Below are 18,379 nucleotides of genomic sequence, written 5' to 3'. Positions count from 1 at the left end.
AAAAAAACTACCCGAAGGGATAGGTTACACCTGGGCGCCCCTGAGGTAGGTTGCCCTCATGGGGCGAAGTGCGAAGAAAGAAGACGAGTCGAACGGCGAGAACCGCCCGAATGTGCGCCTGCTGCGGGGCTGGGTACACGCCCTGCCCTATTGGGAAGAGATTCGATCGGAGAAGGGATTCGGCCTGGGAGAAGAGGCCGGTCCGGCAGAGCGGGCGATCGAGGAGACCCTTCTGTTGCAGGAGGAGATCGAGAGCGCACAGCGGATGGTCCGGGAATGGATCGGGGCCGGAAGCGAGGGTGCGTCCTGGCTTCGGGAAGAAGGCAAGGAGGTGGCTTCCGAGAATGATCGGCTCTGGCGAGCCGTAGGGCACTTGGCGGAGGAGCTCGATCGCCTTTCGGAGAAGCTCGAGATTCTGGAGAGGCGGCACCCAAGCAAAAGGGCGCGGGGAAGCCGACCGCTGACCGGTCAGCGCCCTCGATCTACCTAGCGCCGCCTGAGCCGGCCGGATGGCCGCGTCGGAAATCCACCCGTCCAAAAAAGAACGGCACGGCGTTCAAAGCTTCGCGTCGTTCCCCGCGCTCAAGGGTGCGGCTTGCCGGGGCGGAAGGAAGAGCGAGGGGAGCAGACGGCTCTCCTTAGTGGCTTGGCTCCGGCTTGAGCAGCCGTTCAAGGAGCCGCTCGATTCGATCGAGGCGGGTGGTCGTGTCGGCTCGCAAGTCGCCGATTCTCTTGTCGACCTGCTCGAAGCGGTTGATCATCTCCGCTCGAAGATCATCGAAGCGTTTATCGACCTGCTCGAAGCGTTTGTCGAACTGGTGAAAGAGGCTGAAGAGGATGGCGGCCAGTCCACCGAGGAGCGCCAGGGTTTGGGGCCAGCCCATAGCATACTTGTGGTAAGAAGGCCTTGGCGGGGCAACCGAAAGGGATCGGACGCACGGGAAGGGGGACGCGAGGAGGCGCTGTCGCGGGAGCGAGCATCCAGAAAAAAGGGCGGCGCGGTTTTACCCGCGCCGTCGCTTCGAGGAATCGTTAGAGGAGGAAAACGATTCGTTCGAGGTATCTGTGAAGTTTGACGCGGCTTCCGGCGCTGGCGTTCAAAATTCCTCTTCGTCCGGTCGTCCCCCTCTGGTTTCTGGTTTGGCGAAGCGCCGCAGCGGGAGAGAGAGGGCGCCTTCCCGAGGGAAGGCCGAGGGCATGGTCCTTAGCGGCTCAGCTCGGGCTTGAGCAGCCGTTCGAGGAGCCGCTCGATTCGATCGAGGCGGGTGGTCGTGTCGGCTCGCAAGTCGCCGATTCTCTTATCGACCTGCTCGAAGCGGTTGATCATCTCCGCTCGGAGATCATCGATGCGCTTATCGACCTGTTCGAAGCGCTTGTCGACTTGTTCGAAGCGTTTATCGACTTGTTCGAAGCGTTTATCGACTTGTTCGAAGCGTTTATCGACTTGTTCGAAGCGCTTGTCGAGTGTCTCGAAGCGCTTATCCACCGCCTCCAAGCGCTTGTCGAACTGATGGAAGAGGCCGTAGAGGACGCCCGCAAGGGCTCCGAGCAGCGTGAGCGTTTGGGGCCAGTCCATGGCTTATTTGTAGTGCGAAAGGGCGGCAGGGGCAACCCGAATGGAGATCTCCGAGCGGAAGGAAGCATCTGGAACCGCGCGCTTGTTGTGATAGGATGGGTACTATCGCGTTGACTCAGGCAGCCACAAGGGCTGGAGGATCGGGCGATTTCATGGACGCCTCGCGGCGTTCGGATGACCTCACCACGGTCGACGGCACTCCACCGAAGTAGGGATTGGTGGATCGTGGGTCGGCGGGGGCACCCCGGCTCCCGGTTCTGCCCAGGCCCAGCGCCCGGACAGGTCGCTCCCCGAACTCGCGCACGAGCTCAGCAAGGACCGCAGCCTTCCCCTGGAAGAGCCAACCATTGGGGCGCGCACGGCGCGCTTCGATGTTGGCCGCCGCATTGAGGTCGGCGTGCATGTGGTGACCGCACCAAAGGCAGACGAAGGTCTTCTGGTCGCGGCGGTTCCGCTGGTCCACATAGCCGCAACTGGAACATGCCTGAGAGGTGTATGCGGCGTTGACCTCGGCGGAGGGGATTCCGAAGCGCTCCTCCAGGTCGCGCAACTTCTCCTGGACGATCGAGCGTCCGCAGTTGCGCAGGATCGCGTTGAGCCGCCTTGAGAGGTCGGAGTAGCGGAAGTCGAGCCGCTCCAGCACCAACTCCTTGGGCTTGCCCTGCTCGACAAGGCGGTTGAGCACGCGGCCAACCTCGGTGCGAAGGAAGCCGCGCACATCCTCCACCAGCGCCCGATACCGCTGGCTCTCCCGCGGCCTGCGTCCGGCACGGTGCTGGCTGGCCGCGATCACGGCAAGCAGCGCGTCGTACCGCTTGAGCCGCTTGAGCCATCCCTGGCCGAGCAACCGGCCATCGGATGTGGCCAAGAGCGTGGACAGCCCAAAATCAAGCGCCAGCGCGCCGTGGCCTTCGTAGGCGGCGCGGCTTTTGGCGCAGAGCTCGCCCATGTCGGTCACCACGCCGAAGCTCAGGCGACCCTCGCGCTCGTTCACCTGGATGCCGTTGGTCACGCGGCCAGGGCGCTTGGCATGGTAGTCGTAGGTGAGCAGCGGGATGGCGATCTTGCGCCCCTTCTCGAGCGTGGAGAGGCTCACCCACCAGCCGACCCTGCCGCGCTGCGTCGCCTGGATGGGGCGGGCGATGCTCCCCGCGCGGTGGTCGAGGCGCATGGAGATGCGCGAGAGGTCCGGGCGGCGATGCCGCGCCATGCAGTGGCGCATCATGGCGCGCGCCAGCCGTCGCACGGAGACCGGAATCACCTCGCCCGTCTCTCTCCTCGCCACCTCGCCGCGCCAGAACCACGCGCCCATGCCGTTGATGGCGTGGAGCATCTGCTTGGTGGCGGGTGCCAGCGTGCTGTGGTTGACCAGGTCTCGAAACTCGTTGGCCCGGTTGCCGATCCAGCCCTGGAGCTGCCCGACGACCTGCCAGCGGGCCATCTGGACGCGGTTGGCCGCGCCGATGACGGCGGCGAAGGTGACCTTGTCCACGTCGTGGTTCTTCTCCAAGCGGCCCGTCTCAAAGAAGAGCCGCCACTCTTCCCGGCCCAGTAGCACCGCACCCCGGCGGTAGGCTCTGAGCAGCGCGCGCACGGCCGCCTCTTTGCTGGCCGTCAGGTTCGACGGCAGCAGGTCGGTGCGATGGACGGGCGGATGCTCGGGCTTCGTGCGGGCCATCAGGCGGTTCCCGTGAGAAAGCGGTAAGGCAGCGTGCGCCCAACGCCGCCCCAGGTGAGCATCGGCAGGTGGGTGCGGTGCATCGGCGTGCCAGCGGTGACCGAGAACTGTCGGTGGCAGGCGGTGCATTCCCAGCGGCGGATCGTCCGCAGCCAGGAAGCGTGGTTGACGCATCCGCACACCGGGCACATCGGGCCGTCCGGCCAGCGGGCGCGCTCAAACCACGCCCGCGCGGCGTCCTCGTCCGGGAAGAGATCGGGGAAGGCGCGGAGCGTGAGGGCGGTGCCGGTCAGGATCAAAATCTAGGGATGGTGGCGGTCTGCGTCAAGCTGATAGGCCCGGATAGGATTACCAAAAAGGAACGGCGCGGTCTTCTGCCGCGCCGCCGCTTCGAGGAATCGTTTGAGGAGGAAAACGATTCGTTCGAGGTTTCTGGAAAGTTTGACGCGGCCTCTGGCGCTGGCGTTCCAAATTCCTCTTCGCCCGGTCGTCCCCTTCAGCTTTCGGGTTGCCTGAAGCGCCGCAGCGGGAGAGAGAGGGCGCCTTCCCGAGGGAAGGCCGAGGGCATGGTCCTTAGCGGCTCAGCTCGGGCTTGAGCAGCCGTTCGAGGAGCCGCTCGATTCGATCGAGGCGGGTGGTTGTGTCGGCCCGCAAGTCGTCGATTCTCTTGTCGACCTGCTCGAAGCGGTTGATCATCTCCGCCCGAAGATCATCGATGCGCTTATCGACCTGTTCGAAGCGCTTGTCGACTTGTTCGAAGCGCTTGTCGACTTGTTCGAAGCGCTTGTCGACTTGTTCGAAGCGCTTGTCGAACTGATGGAAGAGACTAAAGAGGATGGCGGCCAGCCCACCGAGGAGCGTCAGGGTTTGGGGCCAGTCCATGGCTTATTTGTAGTGCGAAAGGGCGGCAGGGGCAACCCGAATGGAGCCACCCGATCGAGAGGGAGAGACCGGGACCGCGCCCTTGTCGTGAGAGGGTTTTCAAAAAGGAACGGCGCGGTTTGCGTACCGCGCCGTCCTTTCGGGAATCGTTAGAGGAGGAAAACGATTCGTTCGAGGCTTCTGGAAAGTTTGACGCGGCCTCTGGCGCTGGCGTTCAAAATTCCTCTTCGTCCGGTCGTCCCCTGCAGCTTTCGGGTTGCCTGAAGCGTCGCAGTCGAAGGGCGAAGAGCGCCTTCCCGAGGGAAGGCCGAGGGCATGGTCCTTAGCGGCTCAGCTCGGGCTTGAGAAGCCGTTCGAGGAGCCGCTCGATTCGATCGAGGCGGGTGGTCGTATCGGCTCGCAAGTCGCCGATTCTCTTGTCGACCTGCTCGAAGCGCTTGTCGACCTGCTCGAAGCGGTTGATCATCTCCGCTCGGAGATCATCGATGCGCTTATCGACCTGTTCGAAGCGCTTGTCGACCTGTTCGAAGCGCTTGTCGACTTGTTCGAAGCGCTTGTCGACTTGTTCGAAGCGCTTGTCGAACTGATGGAAGAGACTAAAGAGGATGGCGGCCAGCCCACCGAGGAGCGTCAGGGTTTGGGGCCAGTCCATGTCTTATGTGTAGTGCGAAAAGGTGGGATCGGCAACCAGAATGGAGCCACCCGATCGAGAGGGAGAGACCGCGACCGCGCCCTTGTCGTCAGGGGTTTCCAAAAAGGAACGGCGCGGTTTGCGTACCGCGCCGTCCTTTCGGGAATCGTTAGAGGAGGAAAACGACTCGTTCGAGGCTTCTAATTGAAGAAACGCAGTCGTCGGTAACGATGTTCAAAAAAAGCTTTTCCATTCTCTCCGGGAGCCGCCGCCGAGGGCTCGAGCAGTTAACAAACGTCTTGCTCGTTCATGCTTATTCATGCTTATTTGGTAACTTTGATGAGTTTGTCGCGCAAGATGGTCAGCATTGGCGAGGCTGCGGAGTTTCTGGGCGTCGCGGCGCAGACGCTGCGGCGATGGGAGCGCGAGGGAAGGCTCATGCCGCACGAACGGACGCCTGGAGGGCGACGGCGCTACGACCTGGCGCGGCTGCGGCCTGAGGGGTTCCGTGGGCCCGAGGCGCCGCGTCCAACCATCGCCTACGCCCGCGTATCCAGCCACGACCCGAAGGAGGACCTGGAGAGGCAGAAGCAGGTTCTGGAACGCTACTGCGCCCGGCAACGATGGACGTTCGAGGTCATCTCGGACCTGGGTTCGGGCATGAACTATCACAAGAAGGGACTGAAGAAGCTGCTCGATGCCGTCCTCGACGGAAAAGTCGGCAGATTGGTTATCACCCACAAGGACCGGCTGCTGCGCTTTGGGGCGGAGCTTGTGTTTGCCATCTGCGAGGCCAAGGGCGTCGAGGTCGTGATCCTCTGCCAAGGCGAAGACACGACCTTCGAGGAAGACTTGGCGAAAGACGTGCTCGAGATCATCACGGTCTTCAGCGCCAGGCTGTACGGAGCTCGCTCGCGCAAGAGCCAGAAGCTGCTCGAAGGTGTCAGGGCCGCCGTGGAGGCGGCGCAATGCTGATCGCCCACAAGATCGCCCTCGATCCGAACAACGCGCAGGCGACCTATTTCGCCAAAGCTGCGGGCACGGCACGGTTCGCCTACAACTGGGCGCTTGCGGAGTGGAAAGGGCAATACGAGGCAGGGAAGGCCGACAAGAGATTGCCCAAGCCATCGCAATATTCTTTGCGCCGCCAGCTCAACGCCATCAAGCGCGAGCGCTTCCCCTGGATGCTCGAAGTCACCAAGTGCGCCCCGCAGATGGCGATCATCCAGCTGGGAAAGGCATTCCAGAACTTTTTGGCCGGTCGCGCCAGATACCCGACCTTTCGCAGGAAGGGCTTCCACGACCGGTTCACGCTCACCAACGACCAGTTCGACCTCTCGACGGCTCCCGCATGCGCATCCCGAATCTTGGCTGGGTGCGCCTGCGCGAGACGTTGCGTTTTCCTGGGACGGTGATGTCAGCTACGGTCTCCCGGGTGGCCGACCGCTGGTTCGTCCGCATCGTTGTCGAGATGCCGGAGGGGTTGCGTCCGCCAGAAGCCGAAAGCCAAGGCGTGGTTGGCGTGGATCTGGGCGTCTGGGCGCTGGCGACGCTCTCGACAGGGGAGAAGGTGCCTGGCCCCAAGCCGCACAAGGCGCGGCTGGGCCGCTTGCGCAGGCTCTCGCGGAGCCTGAGCCGCAAGAGGAAGGGGTCGGCCAACCGGCGCAAGGCCAAGGAGAAGCTGGCGAGGCTGCACGCCCGAATCGCCAATGGCCGCCTGGACGCCCTGCACAAGCAGTCGGCTGGCCTCAGGCGCCGGTTTTCGCTCATCGGCGTCGAGGACCTGAACGTGCGCGGCATGATGGGCAACCGGCGTCTGGCCCGGTCGATCGGCGACATGGGCTTCTTCGAGTTGCGGCGGCCGCTGGAGTACAAGGCCGCGATGCGGGGCGGAGAGGTGGTGGTCGCCGATCGGTTCTTCTCCAGCCGCAAGACCGGCTCCCACTGCGGCCATCGGCTGGAGAGCTTGCCGCTCTCGGTGCGGGAGTGGACCTGTCCGGCCTGCGGAGCGGAGCATGACCGGGACGTGAACGCCGCGATGAATCTCAAGAATGTGGCCGTGAGTTCCACGGTATCAGCCTGTGGAGAGGAGGGCTCTGGCTCGGCACGCAAGCGCCGGGTGAAACCAGCCTCTGCGAAGCAGGAAGTCGGCTTTGTTCCTGTTCTAGCAGGAATGAGCAAGTCTGACGGAACGGTTCGGGAGCGGACCGCCCCTTCGGCGGGAGCCCGTCGGTAATGAGGGGCCGGGGGAAAGAGGGGAGGGAGACAAGCGGGGAAGAGGAGAGCCGGGTTCTGACCCGTTGCGGCGGAGCGCTCCAGATTGGGTTCGCCAAATGGGGCAGAGGCCTTATGATGCCTGGGTTCGCGGATGACCTGCGGCAAGCCGGTCTGCGCCGGTCGGTCGGGGGAGAGGGGAAACCATGCGGATTCTTTTCCTGGGCATCAACTACTGGCCGGAGGAGACCGGGATTGCAGTCTTCAACACCGGCCGCTGCGAGTACCTGGCGAGCCGGGGCCACCATGTGACGATGGTCACGGGGCTCCCCTACTACCCCCAGTGGCAGGTGGCCGCGGAGTATCGGGGAAAGGGGTTCGTCTCCGAGGAGCGGAACGGGGTTCGGATCCTCCGCTGCCCCCTCTATGTGCCCGAGCGGGTCGATGCCAAGAAGCGGATCCTCCACGAGGCGAGCTTCGTCGCCTCGGCGACCGTGCGGGCCTTGGGCTCCCGGAAGCCAGATCTCCTCTACGTTGTCTCCCCCCCGCTGGCGCTAGGCATGGCGGCGCGCTTTCTGTCCGGAATGTGGCGGGTGCCCTATCTCTTCCACGTGGCCGATCTCCAGCCCGACGCCGCCCGCGATCTGGGGATGCTTCGGCCGGGACCGTTTCTTTCCCTGCTCTATGGCCTCGAAAAGGCGGCCTACGCGGGTGCGGGAAGGGTGGCGACGCTAACCCAGGGGATGGAGCGGAAGATCCTCGATAAGGGATTCTTGCGCGAGAAGGTGGTTCTCCTTCCCGACTGGGCCAACCCGAGCCTCTTCTCGATCCCGCTGGAGATCGAGAAGAAGGGGATCTGCGAGGAGCGGGCATGGACCGACCGATTCCTGGTCGTCCACTCGGGCAACATGGGGATCAAGCAGGGCCTGGAGGTCGTCTTGGAGGCCGCCCGGGCGACTGCGGGGAATCCCGAGATCCTCTACCTGCTCGTTGGCGATGGGGCGGCCCGGCCGGGGCTCGAGGAGCGAGCCCGGGCGATGGGCTTGAGGAACCTGGTCTTCCTGCCGCTCCTCCCCCGGGAGGAGTTCCATCGGCTGCTGGCGGCAAGCGATCTCTGCCTGGTCACCCAGAAACGGGAGGTCGGGGACATCGTCTTCCCCTCGAAGGTGATGACCCTTTTGGCCGCCGGTCGGCCGCTGGTCGTCTCCGTCGGGCCGGGGAGCGAGGTCGCGCGGGTCGCGGAGGAGTCGGGAGCCGGGGTGAGCGTTCCGCCCGAGGACGGGAAGGCGCTGGCGGAGGCGGTGGTTGCGCTCTGGCGCGATCCCGAGCGACGGCGGAGGATGGGGATTGCTGGACGGAACCATGCAGAGGCCCGCTGGTCGCGGGAGGCGGCCCTCTCGGCGATGGAGCGGGCGATCGAGGAGCTGGGCTCTCGGAAAGGAGCACCCTGAATCCGGAGGCAGAGGCGGACGGAAACGAACGCCTCTGAGGAAGACCGGGATTCGCTTGCGTGGGCTTGACGAGCGGAATCTCTGGCCTCAGAAGAGGAAGACCAAAAACGGAGCAAGAAGGAGGACTCATGCCGGAAGCACTCGTTTGCGGGGCGGGGGGGTTCATCGGGAGCCATCTGGTGCGGAGGCTCAGGAAGGAAGGATTTTGGGTTCGGGGGGTCGATCTCAAGTTCCCCGAGTTCAGCCCGACCGAGGCCGATGATTTCGTCCAGGGAGACTTGCGAGATCCGGATTTCTGCCGGCTCGTCGTCGACCGGGGTTTTGACGAGGTCTATCAGCTCGCGGCCGACATGGGGGGAGCGGGCTTCGTCTTTACCGGCGAGCACGACGCGGACATTCTCCACAATTCGGCGACGATCAACCTCAACATGCTCGATGCTTGCCGGCGGAGGCGCGCCAAGCGGATCTTCTACTCCTCCTCGGCCTGCATGTATCCGGCCTACAACCAGGAAGACCCCGAGAACCCGCTCTGCACCGAGGAGAGCGCCTATCCGGCCGCTCCCGACAGCGAGTATGGCTGGGAAAAGCTCTTCAGCGAGCGTCTCTACCTCGCCTTCGCCCGGAACTACGGGATGGAGGTGCGGGTGGCCCGCTACCACAATATCTTCGGACCCGAGGGGACCTGGAGGGGAGGTCGCGAGAAGGCACCCGCCGCCCTCTGCCGGAAGATCGCGCAGATCCCCGAGGGCGGGGAGATCGAGGTCTGGGGGGATGGTCAGCAGACCCGCTCCTTCCTCTACATCGACGAGTGCCTGGAAGGGAGCTGCCGGCTGATGCGCTCAGGCTTTTCCGGGCCGGTCAACATTGGATCCGAGGAGATGATCCGGATCAACGACCTGGCTCGTCTGGTCGCCCGGGTGGCGGGGAAGAGCGTTTCGATCCGGAACATTCCGGGGCCCTTGGGGATCCGGGGAAGGAACTCGGACAACCGGCTGATCCGGGAGAAGCTCGGCTGGGCACCCGCGCAGCCGTTGGAAAAAGGGATTGCGCTCACGTATGCTTGGATCGCCGAGCAGGTGGCGCGAGACCGGGGAGCAAAGAAGCCTACGGCGTAGAGCGTGGCCTTGCCGCGCTTCGCTTGGGCGGAGGAGGGCCCGAGCGGCGGCAACATCGGCGGGATCTCCTCCGGGGGGAGCTCCCTCTGGGCTTTCGGCTGGCAAAATGAATCCATCCGAATCGAAAGGGAATGACGCAAGTCGATTGCGCTTCTCGTAGGAAAGGGGCCTACCTTCCTGCGGTCATGCGGAACGGTCGAAAAGCATGATCTCGGTCGAACCGTTGGAAAAGGCGGTCGCCAGGCTCGAGGAGGGCTGGGAACGCTACCGGGGGGAGAGCGCCGATCTCCCGCTGCGCGATGGGTGGATTTAGCGCTTTGAGCTCACCTACGAGCTTGCCCATAAAGCCGCTCGTACGGTGATGGCCTCGATCCCCGATTTCCTGGGAGAAGGGAAGCATCTGCTCGGTCAGCGGAAGAGGAGGCTTCGATGAGCCAGGACGAGGCGGAGTTTCCGATCGCCGTCTCTCCTGCGGAGTGGCGGATCGTTCGCTCCCTCCTGCAGCGGTATCTCCCGGCGGGCCTATCAGCTTGACGCAGACCGCCACCATCCCTAGATTTTGATCATGATCAGCACCGCCCTCACGCTCCGCGCCTTCCACGATCTCTTCCCGGACGAGGACGCCGCGCGGGCGTGGTTTGAGCGCGCCCGCTGGCCGGACGGCCCGATCTGCCCGGTGTGCGGATGCGTCAACCACGCCTGCTGGCTGCGGACGATCCGCCGCTGGCAATGCACCGCGTGCTACCGGCAGTTCTCGGTCACCGCTGGCACGCCGATGCACCGCACCCACCTGCCGATGCTCACCTGGGCGCAGGCCATCTACCAGATCGTCACGTCGAGCAAGGGCATCTCCGCCGTGAAGCTCTCGGAGATCCTGGGCGTATCCTACCAGACGGCGTGGTACCTCCGCCACCGCATCCGTGCCATGATGGCCGAGGATAGCCCATTGCTGTCCAACCTCGCCGAGATCGACAAGACCCATGCCGAAGCGACGCCGCGCAAGCGCGCCAAGCCGGAACGCGCGGACGACGACTGCGACCCGCCTCCGCCCAACCCCGAGGGGCGCGGCACCAAACGTCCGCTGCTGCTGGTCGCCGCAGAGCGTGGCGGCGAGGTGGCAACCAAGGTCATTCCAACCCACGGCAAGGCCCCCGTCGCCCAGGCTCTGGACGGCGTGCTCTCCGCCGATGCGCGGGCGATGACCGATGGTCTCCCGGCCTACAGGCACCTGGGCGCGGAACGCACCCACTTATCCGTCAACCAGAGCCAACGGGAGTACGCCCGCACCGACTCCGCGACCCGCCACCGCGTCGAATCCTTCAACGGGTTCCTGGGACGCGCGGTGGTCGGCGTCTTCCATTTCGTCTCGCCCAAGCATCTCGGACGCTACGCTGGCGAAGCCGCCTTCCGCTGGAACCGCAAGGCCGACGCCTGCCGGGAGCGCATGGCGATGCTGGTCCGGGGCGGCGTTGGGCGCACGCTGCCTTACCGCTTTCTCACGGGAACCGCCTGATGGCCCGCACCAAGCCCGAGCATCCGCCCGTCCATCGGACCGACCTGCTGCCGTCGAACCTGACGGCCAGCAAAGAGGCGGCCGTGCGCGCGCTGCTCAGAGCCTACCGCCGGGGCGCGGTGCTGCTGGGCCGGGAAGAGTGGCGGCTCTTCTTCGAGACGGGCCGCTTGGAGAAGAACCACGACGTGGACAAGGTCACCTTCGCTGCCGTCATCGGCGCGGCCAACCGCGTCCAGATGGCCCGCTGGCAGGTCGTCGGGCAGCTCCAGGGCTGGATCCGCAACCGGGCCAATGAGTTTCGAGACCTGGTCAACCACAGCACGCTGCCACGCGCCACCAAGCAGATGCTCCACGCCATCAACGGCCTGGGCGCGTGGTTCTGGCGCGGCGAGGTGGCGAGGAGAGAGACGGGCGAGGTGATTCCGGTCTCCGTGCGACGGCTGGCGCGCGCCATGATGCGCCACTGCATGGCGCGGCATCGCCGCCCGGACCTCTCGCGCATCTCCATGCGCCTCGACCACCGCGCGGGGAGCATCGCCCGCCCCATCCAGGCGACGCAGCGCGGCAGGGTCGGCTGGTGGGTGAGCCTCTCCACGCTCGAGAAGGGGCGCAAGATCGCCATCCCGCTGCTCACCTACGACTACCATGCCAAGCGCCCTGGCCGCGTGACCAACGGCATCCAGGTGAACGAGCGCGAGGGTCGCCTGAGCTTCGGCGTGGTGACCGACATGGGCGAGGTCTGCGCCAAAAGCCGCGCCGCCTACGACGGCCACGGCGCGCTGGCGCTTGATTTTGGGCTGTCCACGCTCTTGGCCACATCCGATGGCCGGCTGCTCGGCCAGGGCTGGCTCAAGCGGCTCAAGCGGTACGACGCGCTGCTTGCCTTGATCGCGGCCAGCCAGCAGCGTGCCGGACGCAGGCCGCGGGAGAGCCAGCGGTATCGGGCGCTAGTGGAGGATGTGCGCGGCTTCCTTCGCACCGAGGTTGGCCGCGTGCTCAACCGCCTTGTCGAGCAGGGCAAGCCCAAGGAGTTGGTGCTGGAGCGGCTCGACTTCCGCCACTCCGACCTCTCAAGGCGGCTCAACGCGATCCTGCGCAACTGCGGACGCTCGATCGTCCAGGAGAAGTTGCGCGACCTGGAGGAGCGGTTCGGAATCCCCTCCGCCGAGGTCAACGCCGCATACACCTCTCAGGCATGTTCGAGTTGCGGCTATGTGGACAAGCGGAACCGCCGCGACCAGAAGACCTTCGTCTGCCTTTGGTGCGGTCACCACATGCACGCCGACCTCAATGCGGCGGCCAACATCGAAGCGCGCCGTGCGCGCCCCAATGGTTGGCTCTTCCAGGGGAAGGCTGCGGTCCTTGCCGAGCTCGTGCGCGAGTTCGGGGAGCGACCTGTCCGGGCGCTGGGCCTGGGCAGAACCGGGAGCCGGGGTGCCCCCGCCGACCCACGATCCACCAATCCCTACTTCGGTGGAGTGCCGTCGACCGTGGTGAGGTCATCCGAACGCCGCGAGGCGTCCATGAAATCGCCCGATACTCCAGCCCTTGTGGCTGCCTGAGTCAACGCGATAGTACCCTCTCCCGGAATGTACGGTCTGGGCCTTCGGCTCGCGAGCCAAGCGCTCGTCCCGGGCCTGCTCCGACCTGGACCTGGTGATCCTGGGCGAAGGGCCGATCGGAATGGCCCGGATGGCAGAGCTTGCGGAAGCCTTCTCGGAATCGGATCTGCCGTGGAAGGTCGACCTGCTCGACTGGACCGAGGCGAGCGAGGCATTCCGCGAGATCATCCGCAAGGAGAAGGTCGTTCTCCAGGACAAGAGCGAGCGGAACCCTGCGGGGCGCTAGCTCCCCCAAGGCCGGTCACACTGGGGAACGGCGGGCCCGGGGAGCTCTGCTCCAGGAGCGGGGAGCGCGGCGCGGTTGGATCGGGCGCACGGGACGGGCCGGCGCTTCTCCGGCGTCGGAGGGCTCGGGTGCGGGGAGGTCGTGGTTGAAGCCCTCGGCCCGCTTGCGGGGGATGCCGCGGCCGAGAAAGCGCTCGAGCGAGCGGAGCGGGCCTCGCTCCTCTGGCGACACGAAGCTGATCGCATCGCCGATCGCCTGGGCACGGCCGGTCCGGCCAATCCGGTGGACGTAGTCCTCGGGGTTCTGGGGAAGGTCGAAATTGATTACGTGCGAGATCCCGTCGACGTCGATCCCGCGGGCAGCGATGTCGGTCGCCACGAGCACGCGGGCGGCCCCCGCCTTGAAATCCCGGAGAGCCCGCATCCGCTGGCTCTGGGAGCGGTTGGAGTGGAGGGTGGCCGTCTTGACCCCGCTCCGTTCGAGCTGGCGGGCCAAGCGGTCGGCCCGGTGCTTGGTCCGGGCAAAGGCCAAGACCATGTCGAGCTTTGGATCCTGGAGGAGATGGAGGAGGAGGGCCGTCTTGAGGTGGGGGGCAACCTCGTAGACGAACTGGGTGACCGTCTCGGCCGGGTTTGCTCGGCGGCCGATCTCGACCGACTTGGGGGAGCGGAGGAACTCTCGGGTCAGTACTTCGATCTCGGGGCAGAGGGTAGCCGAAAAGAGGAGCGTCTGGCGTTCCCGCGGCAGCTTCCGGAGAATCTGCCGGATGGCGGGCAGGAAGCCCATGTCGAGCATCCGGTCGGCCTCGTCGAGGACGAGATACCGGATCGCCGAAAGATCGCCGTAGCCTTGCCCATGGAGATCGAGGAGCCGACCCGGGCAGGCGACCAGGATGTCGACGCCCGAGCGGAGCGCCTCGATCTGCGGCCGCTCGCGGACACCGCCGTAGATCGAGGCGACCCGCAGGGGAAGGTGCTTTCCGTAGGTGCGGAGGTTCTCCTGGATCTGGGCGGCCAGCTCCCGAGTCGGCGCGAGGATGAGGGCCTGTGGTGCCCGACGGCCCGCTGGCGTCGCCTGCTCGGAAAGCTTGGTCAGGATGGGCCAGGCGAAAGCCGCGGTCTTGCCGGTGCCGGTCTGTGCGATGCCGATGAGGTCGTGGCCCGCCAGGATCGGTGGAATCGCCGCCGTTTGGATCGGGGTCGGCTCCGTGTATCCGGCTTCGCGGATGGCTTCGAGAATGGGAGAACAGAGAACGAGGTTACGAAACGACATAAAGCTGCCAAAGATAGGGTGGAGCGGACGCCAATGCACGTTTTCTTTTTGGAAGGACGAAGGGACGGGGCGTCTCGAGCCAGGCGGAGCGGGGTTCGGGAGGGAAAATAGGAGGAGGGAAAACCTATCCTTCTTCCCGGATTTCCTCTTCTTTCGACAGGTCGGCACGGGCGGGCGAAGCCGAACGCGGCGGGGGCCTCCGGCTCCGGTATCGAGTACCAGCGGCTGCGAGGAGGGCGCCCAGGAATCCACCGACCAGGTCGGCGGCCCAGTCGCGCGGATCGGGGGTCCGTCCCGGAATGAGCCGCTGGTAGTTCTCGTCGATGGCACCCAGGGCCGCGACGGCGGCGGTAGCCGCGGGCGTGCTTCCGGTGGCGAGACGGGCGAGCAGGCCGGCTCCCGAATAGGCGATGCCGTGGAGCAGCTTGTCGTTCACCCGGCTCAGCTCCTGCGGCAAGCTCCGCCCTGGGATGCTGGAAAGGGCAAGCAGGAGAAGGGCATAGGCCGCAAAGGCGATCCAGCGGAGGCGGCGCCGGTGCGCAGCCTTCCGCTGCGGGGAGGGGAGGCTCACGAGGCGGGATTCTCCTTCTTGGGAGGCTCCGGCGCTCCCATCGCCAGCATGCGCGGAAGCCGGGAATCGGGAAGGACCACGACTGCGGCGGGGATTTCGGTTTCGAGCTGCCGGCCGAGCCAGTCGAGGAGGATGCGGACGCGTTCCTTGCCGGGAAGGTATTCCCGGACGACGGCGCCGATGCCGCTGAACGGTCCCGCCCCGATCTTGACCTCCATGCCCGGCTCGATCCGGCATTCGAGGGTCAGGAGGTTCTCGGGACCCAGGATCTCGCGGAGATGATCGGCCGCGGAGCTAGGGATGTGGGGATACCGGCCTCCGAACTGGACGATCTTCGCAACCCCTTGGGCATAGCGGACCGCGTTGAGGTGCACCAGCGGCTCGAAGCGGGCGAAGAGGTAGCCGGGAAAGAGCGGCTCGGTCGTGCAGACGCGCTTGCCCTGACGCAAGCGGCCATAGCGGATCAAGGGAAGGAGGGCCTCCACCCCGTCGAGCCGGAGGAGCGATTCCTGGGCGATGCGCTCGCGCTTCGGCTGCGCACGCAAACAGAACCACAATCGCTCGCCCGGAGGAAACATGGTCTTCTTCTCGTGCCGCTGTGGCGGCCGTTCGAGGAGGTGGGCTTCCCCTCCCTCTCTTGGGGTAGCAAGGACTAGCCAAAAGAGTGCGATCCGTCAAGAAAGCGAAGGGCGTCGACCCTGGGCGGAGCCCCGGATGCGTCAAGGGCCTTGTTGCCGCTCCAGGATGAACAGGCTGGTCCCGGGCCGATTCGAACGGCCGACCAACGCTTTAGGAAAGCGCTGCTCTGTCCTGCTGAGCTACGGGACCGTGGCTTCGGAGGCGAGGCCTTGCGGAGGCGACCGAGCTCGCCCGCATCCTGCTGAAAGCTTAGGGGAAGCCGGCGGCGGGAACAAGGCTCGCGTGCGGGAGGGAGCCTTCGGAAACCGGAGCGGGAGCAGAAATCACTTGCTCCCCTCGGCGCGGGGCCGAATGATCCCGTCGCTTTGCGGTATGGGAGCGACGCACCGGAGGAGGCACGACGGCTGGGCGGGTCTTGGTTTGTTCCTGTTGGTCCTGGCGGGCTGCGCGGGCGTACCGAGGATTCCTCTCGGCGAGGATCCTCCGGGCGATCCGCTCCCGCGGCAGGGAGCCGCCGGCGGCGGAGCGGTCCCGGAGACCGTGGGGAACCGGGTGCTGCTCCTGGCGAAGGGACCCGAGTGGCTGGAGACCCTCTTCGCGGCGATGGAGGGGGCCCGAGACCACATCAACCTCGAGTTCTACATCCTGGAGAATCTCTCGGTCCGGGGACGGAGCCTCGAAGATCTCCTGACCGGGAAGCTCCGCTCGGGTGTCGCGGTGAACCTGATCCTGGATGGCTACGGCTCCCACAAGACCGACCACGCTCTTCTGGAGCGCTTGCGAGAGGAAGGGGCGAGAGTCCTCATCTTTCATCCGGTGAGCGGCGGGGCGATCCTGCGGATCGACGCGCTCAACGAGCGCGACCACCGGAAGATCCTGGTCGTCGACGGCAAGGTGGGCTTCGTGGGCGGGATCAACCTCTACCCCGTCTACCAGAACCATGCGGAGCCTGGAGCCGTCCAGCGACGGGATTTTCATCATGTGCTCTGGAACGATCTGGTGGCACGGATCGAAGGTCCTGCGGTGGCGGATCTCCAGCGGCTCTTCTTTGCAACCTGGTCAAGCCAGAAGGGGCCGCCGGTCGAGCCGAAGGCCTATTTTCCGCAGATCGCGCCGGTGGGAGCGGAACGGGTGCGCGTGATGGGAAGCGGGCCCAAGGGGAGCCGAGCGCTCTTCTACACGGCGCTTTTGGAAGAGATCCATGCGGCTCGGCGGAGGGTCGACCTCTGTACCGGCTCCTTTGTGCCTGCTCCTCAACTGGTCGAGGAGCTCGTTCGGGCGGCCCGGAGGGGCGTGGCCGTGCGGCTCGTCCTGCCTTCGGCCCTCTACCATCCGGTGATCGAGATCGCCGGGAGCGCCGATTATGGCGAGCTCTTGCGAGCGGGGGTGCGGATTTGGGAGATGCCCGGGGAGGTGCTCCACGCCAAGCTCGCCCGGATCGACGGAGCTTGGACGGCCGTCGGATCGTCGAACCTCGACGAGCGGAGCATCCGTTTCAATCAGGAAGTCGATGCGATCGTCCGGGGGAGGAAGACCGCGTCGGCGGCCGGGGCGATCCTGGAAGACGAAATCTCCCGATGCCGGGAGATCACCCTTCGGGATTGGCGTCGGCGCGCCTTCCTCGAGCGGGTGGGCGAGCTCTTCGCTTCATTCTGGCGCGTCCTTCTGTAGCATGGCCAGCACGATGAGCCGGACCAAAGGGAACACGGGTCTTCGCTTGGCGGTCCTCGCCCTCGTCCTCCTGGCGGTGGCCGGCTGTGCCCGGACGCCTACGATCGACCTCGGGGGCGATCCGCCCGGGGATGCGCTTGCGCAGAACCTGGCCGCCGATGCGGCCTTGTACACGATGCCGGTCGCGCCGGGGAACCGAGTCACCCTCCTTCCTGACGGGATGCGAGCCTTCGAGGCGATGTTCGCGGCGATGGAGGGGGCCCAAGACCACATCAACCTCGAATACTACATCTTCGAGGATGTCCATGCCGGGGGGAGAAGCCTGGGCCGCCTTTTGCGGGAAAAGCTCCACGCGGGCGTGGCGGTGAACATCATCCTGGATGGCTACGGCTCCTATCGGACCAGCCGCGCGTTTCTGGACCGGCTGCGCCGGGCGGGGGCGCGGATCCTCGTCTTCCACCCGCTCACGCCGGAGACGATGCTCGAGATGACCAAGGCGAACGATCGCGACCACCGGAAGATCCTGGTGGTCGACGGGAAGGTCGGCTTCGTCGGGGGGGTGAACCTTGCCCGGGTCTACGAGAACCACTCCGATCCCCGGGCGGCCGCGCGGGGCGATTTTCGCCACGCCTACTGGAGCGATATCGCCGCCCGGATCGAGGGGCCGGCGGCGACCGAGCTCGAGCGCCTCTTCTTTGCGACCTGGTCGAGCCAACACGGGCCGATCGTGGAGCAGAGAACCGATTTCCCCAATCCGAAGGAGGCGGGGAGCGAACGGGTCCGGGTGATCGGAAGCGGGCCGGGACGGGGCGAGGCGCTCTACTATGGGAGCTTCCTCGAAGCGGTCCACATCGCGCGCCAAAGCGTCGATCTCTCCACCGGCTTTTTCGTGCCCACCCGGCAGGAGATCGAGGAGCTCGCCCGGGCGGCCCGGAGGGGCGTCGCCGTCCGGCTGGTTTTGCCCTCGCCGGTCTACGACCGGGAGGTGCGCGCGGCGGGACGGGCCGACTACGGACAGCTGCTCGAAGCCGGAGTGAAGATCTGGGAGGTGGAGGGAGCCGTGCTCCACGCGAAGTTTGCGACGATCGACGGGGCCTGGACCGCGGTCGGATCCTCGAACATGGATCGGAGAAGCGTGGTCTACAACGACGAGGTCGATGCGATCGTCTTCGGCGGGAAGACCGCCGCAGCCGCCCGCGCCATCATCGAGCAGAACATCGCCCGGTCGCGGGAGATCACGCTCGGCGCCTGGCGCCACCGGAGCTTCCGGGAGCGGGCGAACGAGTTCTTCGCCTCGTTCTGGCGGTTCCTGATGTGA

General features: G+C 65.7%; 18 protein-coding genes, 1 tRNA gene and 1 pseudogene. 10 read left to right on the top strand and 10 right to left on the bottom strand.

The features are described from left to right. Positions 1-58 precede the first annotated feature (58 nt). A complete protein-coding gene (locus MacB4_RS04145; protein WP_206864574.1) occupies positions 59-490 on the top strand; it encodes a hypothetical protein in 432 nt (143 codons plus the stop codon). 148 nt (positions 491-638) lie between these two features. Here the strand turns inward: MacB4_RS04145 and MacB4_RS04140 are convergent, their stop codons facing one another. The 6 genes from MacB4_RS04140 to MacB4_RS04115 form a co-directional block, all read right to left on the bottom strand. Further along, complete coding sequence (locus MacB4_RS04140) at positions 639-884, bottom strand: hypothetical protein (protein WP_206864573.1); 246 nt, start codon at positions 882-884, stop codon at positions 639-641. A gap of 320 nt (positions 885-1,204) precedes the next feature. Beyond that, positions 1,205-1,576, bottom strand: a complete 372-nt coding sequence (locus MacB4_RS11210; protein ID WP_242529325.1) for a hypothetical protein — start codon at positions 1,574-1,576, stop codon at positions 1,205-1,207. Between the two features lie 115 nt (positions 1,577-1,691). After that, positions 1,692-3,254 carry a zinc ribbon domain-containing protein gene (locus MacB4_RS04130; protein ID WP_206864572.1) on the bottom strand — a complete coding sequence of 521 codons (1,563 nt, stop codon included), beginning with the start codon at positions 3,252-3,254 and terminating at the stop codon, positions 1,692-1,694. After that, positions 3,254-3,553, bottom strand: a complete 300-nt coding sequence (locus MacB4_RS04125) for a transposase (RefSeq protein WP_206864571.1) — start codon at positions 3,551-3,553, stop codon at positions 3,254-3,256. Before MacB4_RS04125 ends, MacB4_RS04130 begins: the two co-directional genes overlap by 1 nt. Positions 3,554-3,827: 274 nt before the next feature. After that, a complete protein-coding gene (locus tag MacB4_RS04120) occupies positions 3,828-4,136 on the bottom strand; it encodes a hypothetical protein (protein WP_206865050.1) in 309 nt (102 codons plus the stop codon). A gap of 322 nt (positions 4,137-4,458) precedes the next feature. After that, on the bottom strand, positions 4,459-4,788 hold the full coding sequence (locus MacB4_RS04115) for a hypothetical protein (RefSeq protein WP_206865049.1): 330 nt from the start codon (positions 4,786-4,788) through the stop codon (positions 4,459-4,461). A 318-nt stretch (positions 4,789-5,106) separates the two neighbouring features. Between MacB4_RS04115 and MacB4_RS04110 the strand changes: the two genes are divergently transcribed. The 7 genes and pseudogenes from MacB4_RS04110 to MacB4_RS04075 all read left to right on the top strand — a co-directional run bounded on the left by MacB4_RS04110 (position 5,107) and on the right by MacB4_RS04075 (position 12,908). Continuing rightward, positions 5,107-5,742 carry an IS607 family transposase gene (locus MacB4_RS04110; RefSeq protein WP_206864570.1) on the top strand — a complete coding sequence of 212 codons (636 nt, stop codon included), beginning with the start codon at positions 5,107-5,109 and terminating at the stop codon, positions 5,740-5,742. Further along, positions 5,736-7,003, top strand: a pseudogene (locus tag MacB4_RS04105) (RNA-guided endonuclease InsQ/TnpB family protein). The gene MacB4_RS04110 and the pseudogene MacB4_RS04105 overlap by 7 nt, the downstream one beginning before the upstream one ends. Positions 7,004-7,187: 184 nt before the next feature. After that, a complete protein-coding gene (locus MacB4_RS04100) occupies positions 7,188-8,432 on the top strand; it encodes a WcaI family glycosyltransferase (protein WP_206864569.1) in 1,245 nt (414 codons plus the stop codon). A 128-nt stretch (positions 8,433-8,560) separates the two neighbouring features. Further along, complete coding sequence (locus tag MacB4_RS04095; RefSeq protein WP_206864568.1) at positions 8,561-9,547, top strand: NAD-dependent epimerase/dehydratase family protein; 987 nt, start codon at positions 8,561-8,563, stop codon at positions 9,545-9,547. Positions 9,548-10,112: 565 nt separating this feature from the next. Next, positions 10,113-11,060 carry an IS1595 family transposase gene (locus tag MacB4_RS04085; protein ID WP_206864567.1) on the top strand — a complete coding sequence of 316 codons (948 nt, stop codon included), beginning with the start codon at positions 10,113-10,115 and terminating at the stop codon, positions 11,058-11,060. Continuing rightward, positions 11,060-12,622, top strand: a complete 1,563-nt coding sequence (locus MacB4_RS04080) for a zinc ribbon domain-containing protein (protein WP_206864566.1) — start codon at positions 11,060-11,062, stop codon at positions 12,620-12,622. Before MacB4_RS04085 ends, MacB4_RS04080 begins: the two co-directional genes overlap by 1 nt. A gap of 94 nt (positions 12,623-12,716) precedes the next feature. Further along, entirely contained in the window at positions 12,717-12,908 is a 192-nt protein-coding gene (locus MacB4_RS04075; RefSeq protein ID WP_242529324.1) for a hypothetical protein, read from the top strand. A gap of 15 nt (positions 12,909-12,923) precedes the next feature. On the opposite strand, the gene MacB4_RS04070 is transcribed toward MacB4_RS04075, so the two are convergent. From MacB4_RS04070 to MacB4_RS04055, 4 genes are all read right to left on the bottom strand, one after another. Further along, entirely contained in the window at positions 12,924-14,180 is a 1,257-nt protein-coding gene (locus MacB4_RS04070) for a DEAD/DEAH box helicase (RefSeq protein ID WP_206864565.1), read from the bottom strand. A gap of 124 nt (positions 14,181-14,304) precedes the next feature. Beyond that, positions 14,305-14,751, bottom strand: a complete 447-nt coding sequence (locus MacB4_RS04065) for a VanZ family protein (RefSeq protein ID WP_206864564.1) — start codon at positions 14,749-14,751, stop codon at positions 14,305-14,307. Next, positions 14,748-15,329 (bottom strand): transcription termination/antitermination protein NusG, encoded by a 582-nt coding sequence (locus MacB4_RS04060; RefSeq protein WP_206864563.1) that lies wholly within the window; start codon positions 15,327-15,329, stop codon positions 14,748-14,750. The genes MacB4_RS04065 and MacB4_RS04060 overlap by 4 nt, the downstream gene beginning before the upstream one ends. A gap of 176 nt (positions 15,330-15,505) precedes the next feature. Continuing rightward, positions 15,506-15,579: transfer RNA gene (locus tag MacB4_RS04055), tRNA-Arg, on the bottom strand. A gap of 162 nt (positions 15,580-15,741) precedes the next feature. On the opposite strand from MacB4_RS04055, the gene MacB4_RS04050 reads away from it, so the two are divergent. Both MacB4_RS04050 and MacB4_RS04045 read left to right on the top strand, forming a co-directional pair. Then, positions 15,742-17,061 (top strand): phosphatidylserine/phosphatidylglycerophosphate/cardiolipin synthase family protein, encoded by a 1,320-nt coding sequence (locus tag MacB4_RS04050; protein ID WP_206864562.1) that lies wholly within the window; start codon positions 15,742-15,744, stop codon positions 17,059-17,061. Between the two features lie 13 nt (positions 17,062-17,074). Beyond that, positions 17,075-18,379, top strand: coding sequence for a phosphatidylserine/phosphatidylglycerophosphate/cardiolipin synthase family protein (locus tag MacB4_RS04045; protein ID WP_206864561.1), 1,305 nt, complete (start codon positions 17,075-17,077; stop codon positions 18,377-18,379).

This window comes from Methylacidimicrobium sp. B4, from assembly GCF_017310545.1.
In the GTDB taxonomy this organism is placed as follows: Bacteria; Verrucomicrobiota; Verrucomicrobiia; order Methylacidiphilales; family Methylacidiphilaceae; genus Methylacidimicrobium.
This window is presented reverse-complemented; position numbering and strand designations above follow the sequence as displayed.

Bases quoted from the DNA above. Each gene is read 5' to 3' on its own strand.
- MacB4_RS04145 (WP_206864574.1), top strand. From the start codon at position 59: ATGGGGCGAAGTGCGAAGAAAGAAGACGAGTCGAACGGCGAGAACCGC.
- MacB4_RS04140 (WP_206864573.1), bottom strand. From the start codon at position 884: ATGGGCTGGCCCCAAACCCTGGCGCTCCTCGGTGGACTGGCCGCCATC.
- MacB4_RS11210 (WP_242529325.1), bottom strand. From the start codon at position 1,576: ATGGACTGGCCCCAAACGCTCACGCTGCTCGGAGCCCTTGCGGGCGTC.
- MacB4_RS04130 (WP_206864572.1), bottom strand. From the start codon at position 3,254: ATGGCCCGCACGAAGCCCGAGCATCCGCCCGTCCATCGCACCGACCTG.
- MacB4_RS04120 (WP_206865050.1), bottom strand. From the start codon at position 4,136: ATGGACTGGCCCCAAACCCTGACGCTCCTCGGTGGGCTGGCCGCCATC.
- MacB4_RS04115 (WP_206865049.1), bottom strand. From the start codon at position 4,788: ATGGACTGGCCCCAAACCCTGACGCTCCTCGGTGGGCTGGCCGCCATC.
- MacB4_RS04110 (WP_206864570.1), top strand. From the start codon at position 5,107: ATGAGTTTGTCGCGCAAGATGGTCAGCATTGGCGAGGCTGCGGAGTTT.
- MacB4_RS04100 (WP_206864569.1), top strand. From the start codon at position 7,188: ATGCGGATTCTTTTCCTGGGCATCAACTACTGGCCGGAGGAGACCGGG.
- MacB4_RS04095 (WP_206864568.1), top strand. From the start codon at position 8,561: ATGCCGGAAGCACTCGTTTGCGGGGCGGGGGGGTTCATCGGGAGCCAT.
- MacB4_RS04085 (WP_206864567.1), top strand. From the start codon at position 10,113: ATGATCAGCACCGCCCTCACGCTCCGCGCCTTCCACGATCTCTTCCCG.
- MacB4_RS04080 (WP_206864566.1), top strand. From the start codon at position 11,060: ATGGCCCGCACCAAGCCCGAGCATCCGCCCGTCCATCGGACCGACCTG.
- MacB4_RS04070 (WP_206864565.1), bottom strand. From the start codon at position 14,180: ATGTCGTTTCGTAACCTCGTTCTCTGTTCTCCCATTCTCGAAGCCATC.
- MacB4_RS04060 (WP_206864563.1), bottom strand. From the start codon at position 15,329: ATGTTTCCTCCGGGCGAGCGATTGTGGTTCTGTTTGCGTGCGCAGCCG.
- MacB4_RS04050 (WP_206864562.1), top strand. From the start codon at position 15,742: ATGATCCCGTCGCTTTGCGGTATGGGAGCGACGCACCGGAGGAGGCAC.
- MacB4_RS04045 (WP_206864561.1), top strand. From the start codon at position 17,075: ATGAGCCGGACCAAAGGGAACACGGGTCTTCGCTTGGCGGTCCTCGCC.